Genomic DNA, 5,622 nt, shown 5'->3' with positions numbered 1-5,622 from the left:
GCGACTACGCGGCAGCGCTGCAAGAGGCGCGCCGTCAGCGCGTCGCGCGCCTCTTGCAGCGCTGCCGCGTAGTCGCCGGCCGGAGCCGTCGTGCCGCCGCCGGTCGACGTACCGCCCGTGCCGCCCTGGCCCTGGTCGGTCGGCGTGACCGTCTCGTCGCCCGTGTTGGCGCCGGAGTCACCGCCGAACAGGGTGTCGAGGGCCTCGCTGAGCGTGTTCTCGAAGGCGATCTCGTTGCCGAACGCCACCAGCACGCGTCGCAGCTGCGGCAGCTTGGTGTCACCCGAGGACTGCACGAACACCGGCTGCACGTAGAGCAGACCACCGCCGACGGGCAGCGTCAGCAGGTTGCCGTTCAGCACCTGCGACTGACCCTGCTGCAGGATGTTGATCTGCGACGAGACGTTGGTGTCGGAGTCGAAGGTGTTCTGCACCTGACCCGGTCCCGGCACGGTCGTCGCCGCATCGATCACGAGCATGCGCAATCGGCCGTAGTCGTCGCGCTTTGTGCCCTGCTCGCTGCCGGCGTTGGAGTCGACGGCGAGGTAACCGGTGAGCACGTTACGCGCCTGACCGCCCTGGGATGCCGGGATGAAGCTCGTGAACATCGAGTACGTCGGGTCGTCCTGACTCGGCATCTTCATCGTCAGGTAGTACGGCGGCTGGAACGTCGCCGGGTCCTGCGGGTCGTTCGGCGTGGTCCACCGGTTGTCCTGACGGTAGAACGACACCGCGTCGTCGACGTGGTAGACGCCGAGCATCGAGCGCTGCACCTTCATCAGGTCGGTCGGGTAACGCACGTGGCTCATCAGGTCGGCCGACATGGCGCTCCACGGCTGCAGCGACGAGGGGTAGATGTTCTGCCACGCCTTGAGCAGCGGGTCCTCGTCATCCCACGCGTACAGCTGCACCGAACCGTCGTACGCGTCGACCGTGGCCTTGACCGAGTTGCGGATGTAGTTGATGTCATCCAGCGCGTAGGTGGGGGCCGGGTTGTTCGAGTCGGCGATCGCGCGCGAGAGCGAGACGCCCGTGGAGTACGGGTAGTTCGAACTCGTGGTGTACCCGTCGATGACCCACTTGATGCGACCGTCGACGACCGTGGGGTACGGGTCGCTGTCGAGCGTCAGGTACGGCGCGACCTTCTGGACGCGGTCCTTGGGGTTGCGGTCGTACAGGATCTGCGAGTCGGCGTTGACGCTGTCCGAGAAGAGGATCTGCTCGGACTGGAACTTCAGCGCGTAGATGAGACGGTTGAAGACGTTGCCCACGCTCGGGCCGCCGTCACCGTTGAAGGTGGTGCGGGTCTCGGTGCCGCCGTCGGCGCCCAGCGGGTAGTCGAGCTCGATCGGGTCGGTGCCCTCGGGAGCGCCGACGATTGAGTACTGCGGCGAGGTCTCGCCGAAGTAGACGCGCGGCTCGTAGTTGAGGTCGGTCAAGAAGCCCGTGCCCGGGATGGCCTGCTCGAGGAAGACCGGGTCGCCGTCGGCGGTGCGCTCGTTACCGGCGGCCGCGACCATGCCGTAGCCGTGGGTGTAGACGAGCGTCGTGTTCTGCCACGACGCGGCGTCGCCGAGCTGGCCGATGTTCAGCTCGCGCAGCGACACGACGGTGTCCTGCGTCTTGCCGTCGATCGTGTAGCGGTCGACGTCGAGCGGGTTGGTGAACTGGTAATACGCGCGGTACTGCTCGAGCTGACGGACCGTGGGTCCGATGATCGCGGGGTCCATGATGCGCAGCTGCGCGGTGGACTCGGCGTCGTTGCGCAGCTGGCCGGCCTCGGCCTCGGTCGTGGCCTGGAAGTTCTCTTTCTCGACCTTGTCGATGCCGTACGCGGCCTTCGTGCCGTCGAGGTTGCGCTGGTAGTACTGGCTCTCGAGGGTGAGCTCGTTCGGGCGCACCTGAAAGGTGGTGACGGCCCACGGGATGGCCGCGCCCACGACGATCGCCGAGACGACCAGCAGCGCGGTCCCGATCAGGGGGTAGCGCCAGCGGCCGAGGAACGCGGTGACGAAGAAGGCGATCGCCACGATGACCGCCGCGATGGCGAGGATCGTCTGCCCGGGGATGACGGCGTTCGCGCCGACGTAACCCGGACCGGTGATGCGCTCGGACGGCTCCACCAACGTGCGGAAGCGGTCGAGCCACAGGCTCGCGCCCTGCAGCAGCAGGTACAGACCGGCCAGGATCGCGAGCTGGATGCGCGCGGCCTTCGAGATGCGCAGCTCGCGCTGGCCCACGCGGACCGAGCCGTACAGGTACGACACGACGGCGGTCAGCAGCAGGCTCACCAGCACGACGGCCGAGGCGAAGCCCAGCGCCGAGGCGTAGAACGGCATCGCGAACAGGTAGAAGCCGGTGTCGAGACCGAACTGCGGGTCGGTGACCGAGGTCGCGACCCCGTTGAGCCACAGCCAGGTCGTCTCCCACTGAGCGGATGCCGCAAACCCGGCGAAGAAGCCGAAGAACACCGGGATCCCCCACATCGCCAGGCGACGCAGCGGCTCCACCACCTCTTGGTAGCGGTCGAGCTGGGAGCTCAGACGTGCGTACACGGGACGCAGGCGGTAAGCGAGCTGGATGGCACCCCACACCGGAACGGCCATCGCGAGGAACCCGACGACGAACATCACGGTGCGCGCGATCCACTGCGTGGTGAGCACACCCGTGAAGCCGAGCTGCGAGAACCACAGCCAATCGGAGTACAGGTTTGCGAAGACGAAGAACGCGACGACGAGCGCTGCGATCACCGCCAAGGTGATCGAGATGATCCGTCGAGAGCGGTTCGGGGGCGTGGCCTGGTTCGGCGCTGAGGTCGTGGTCACCCACTTATCCTAGGCGCGGGATTCCGGGGGTTCGCCGTGAAAGCTACGATCCCGAATCACACGTCGGCAGGGCGTCGAGGTCTCCCCCGTCGCGGATCGTCTCGAGCGCGGTGAGCGACTGCGAGAGCGTCGAGGTCGAGAACACCCGGATGCCGTCCGGCACATGACCGACGACCTCGTTGCAGTTCGCCTCGGGGGCGAGGAACCAGGTGGCACCGGCATCCCGAGCTCCGTAGAGCTTCTGACGGATGCCGCCGATCGGACCGACGTTGCCGTCGGCGTCGATCGTGCCGGTGCCCGCGATGTGCTGGCCGCCCGTGAGGTCGCCGGGCGTCATCTTGTCGATGATGCCCAGGGCGAACATCATGCCGGCGCTCGGGCCGCCCACGTCGTTCAGCTGGATCTGCACGTCGACCGGCAGGTCGAACGAGATGCCGAGCCCGACGCCCAAGAGGTACTGCTGCTGGCCGTTGACGTCGGTCGGCTTGGGGGTGACCTGGGCCGTCCGCGCCGAACCGTCGCGGTCGAACCCGAGCGTCACGGGTGCGCCCGCGGCATCCTGGACCGCGGAGCGAACCCCCTCGACGCTGGTGACATCGATGCCGTTCACCGACGTGATGACGTCGTTCTGCTGCAGGATTCCGGCCGTGGCACCGGCCTCGTCGACGGTGATGACGGTGATGGTCTGCGGCACGGTGTACCCCTGCTCGCGGAGGGCGGCGGCGCTGGCCTCGTTCTGCGAGTCGGTCATGAGCGCGGCGTTCTCGGTGTTGCGCTGCTCGGTGCTCTGGCCCGCGGGGAAGATGCGGTCGATCGGGACGACGGCGCGCGAGGGGTCGAACCACGCCTGCAGGAGCTCGATCCACGACGGCGTCCGCTCGCGGTTGCCGCTGACCTGCACCGTGAGCAGGTCGAGCTGACCGTCGGTGGCGGCATCCTGCTCGTTCGGAACCGTGATGAGCGGCACCTGCTGGCCATCGGCGTTCGCCGACGTGCCGAGGGTGTCGTAGACGGGACCGGGCTGCTGGATGACGTACCCCGAGGGTACGAGGGTGAGCACGAACAGAACCACGATGGCGAGCGTGAGCGCCCACGCGCCCGTGACGGTGCCGCGTCCCCACCGCCGCGGGGGCGCGGGCTCGGTCGCCGGCGCGCGGGAGACGTTCTGGTCGAACAGGGTCACGGTCTCAATCCTTCAACGGGTCGTCGTTCGCGCGCGGCGTAAGGCGGTGAGAGGCCGGGCCGTCTGATGCGGGGAAGCGTGCGACTAGCGTAGGACTCCCATCCCCAGACCTGGCTGAAAGGCGGCTGAAGTGGCAGACGACGACCGGAACCCCGAAGAGGAGTTCCAGGAGCTCATGCGTCGCCTGATGTCGGGCGACGTCAGCGGGATCGATCCCGAGCAGCTCTCCCGCCTGTCGGGCATGCAGATCGACCCCGCCATGCTGCAGGCGGTGATGAACCAGCTGCAGGGCGCGTTCAACGGCTCGCAGGAGGGCGTGGACTGGAGCCTGGCCGAGCGCCAGGCGCTGCACATCGCCAACCAGGACGGCCTCGGCGTCACCACGGGCCAGAAGACCCACCTCGACCAGGCCTTCACCCTCGCGGGGCTGTGGCTGGGCGAGGCCACCACCATCTCGGACCTGCCGCGGCCCCCGCGCGTCGTCACCCGCGGCGCCTGGGTCAGCGCGACCCTGCCCGTGTGGCAGGAGCTCGCCGAGCCCGTCGCGACGAGCATCGCCGACGCCCTGACCACGGCCCTCGGCCAGCAGGCTCCGGACGACATGCAGGAGATGATCGCCGGGGCCGGCCGCCTCATGCGCACCGTCGGAGGATCGCTGTTCGCCACCCAGCTGGGCCACGTCGTCGGGCGCCTGTCGACCGAGGTCGTCGGCGGCGGGGATGTCGGCATCCCGGTCATGCCCGACGGCGACGCGGCGATCCTGCCGCAGAACTTCGCGGACTTCGGTCGCGATCTCGAGATCCCCGACGACCAGCTCGCGCTGTACCTCGCGACGCGCGAGCTCGCGCACGCGCGACTGTTCCGCCACGCGCGGTGGCTGCGGCTGCACGTCATCTCGCAGGTGCGCGACTTCGCGCACGGCATCCGCGTCGACACGGACGCGCTCGAGGAGCTCGCCACGCGCTTCGACCCGTCGCAGCCCGACGAGCTGCGCGGCGCGCTCGAGAGCGGCGCCCTGCTGCCCGAGCGCAGCGAGGAGCAGACCGCCGCGCTCACGCGCCTCGAGAACCTGTTGGCCACGATCGAGGGCTGGGTCGACGTCGTCACCGAGGACGCCACCTCGCGTCTGCCGTCGGCCGCACGCATCGCCGAAGCCGTGCGTCGCCGCCGCGCCGTGGGCGGGCCCGCCGAGCAGGCGCTCGGTTCGCTGGTCGGCCTCGAGCTGCGCCCGCGCCGCATGCGCGAGGCCGCCGCCCTGTGGCGCGCGGTGACCGACGCCGTCGGCGTCGACGGACGCGACGCGCTGTGGGACTACCCCGACCTCATGCCCACGTCGGACGACATCGACGACCCCGCCGCCCTCGTCGCGCGACTGACCGCCGCCTCGCGCGGAGAGGCCGCACCCGCAGACGCGATGGACGACGCCCTCGCCCAGCTGCTGGCCGAGGAGGCCTCGGGTGGGCGGGATGCCGGTGCGGACGGCTCCGGGACGGACGGCTCCGCGACCGGGACGGACGGCTCCGCGACCGGGACGGACGGGGACGACGACGCCGCGCCGGGAGACCAGCGACCGGTCTGAGGCTGCTTTCGCGGCGGACGCCCGCGGTGCGGATT

At 69.5% G+C, this 5,622-nt stretch carries 3 protein-coding genes; 1 reads left to right on the top strand and 2 read right to left on the bottom strand.

Features of this window, described 5'->3' with window-relative positions; all coding sequences use genetic code 11:
• Both DBR36_RS05230 and DBR36_RS05225 read right to left on the bottom strand, forming a co-directional pair.
• The coding region (locus DBR36_RS05230; protein ID WP_108317877.1) for a UPF0182 family protein at positions 1-2,825 on the bottom strand (2,825 nt) is incomplete at its 3' end.
• A 43-nt stretch (positions 2,826-2,868) separates the two neighbouring features.
• Complete coding sequence (locus DBR36_RS05225) at positions 2,869-4,008, bottom strand: PDZ domain-containing protein (protein ID WP_108317876.1); 1,140 nt, start codon at positions 4,006-4,008, stop codon at positions 2,869-2,871.
• Between the two features lie 175 nt (positions 4,009-4,183).
• Between DBR36_RS05225 and DBR36_RS05220 the strand changes: the two genes are divergently transcribed.
• The gene (locus tag DBR36_RS05220; RefSeq protein WP_108317878.1) at positions 4,184-5,587 is read left to right on the top strand and encodes a zinc-dependent metalloprotease; all 1,404 of its coding nucleotides are present in this window, start codon (positions 4,184-4,186) and stop codon (positions 5,585-5,587) included.
• Positions 5,588-5,622 lie beyond the last annotated feature (35 nt).

The sequence above is a fragment of the Microbacterium sp. HMWF026 genome, assembly GCF_003061325.1.
In the GTDB taxonomy this organism is placed as follows: Bacteria; Actinomycetota; Actinomycetes; order Actinomycetales; family Microbacteriaceae; genus Microbacterium; species Microbacterium testaceum_E.
This window is presented reverse-complemented; position numbering and strand designations above follow the sequence as displayed.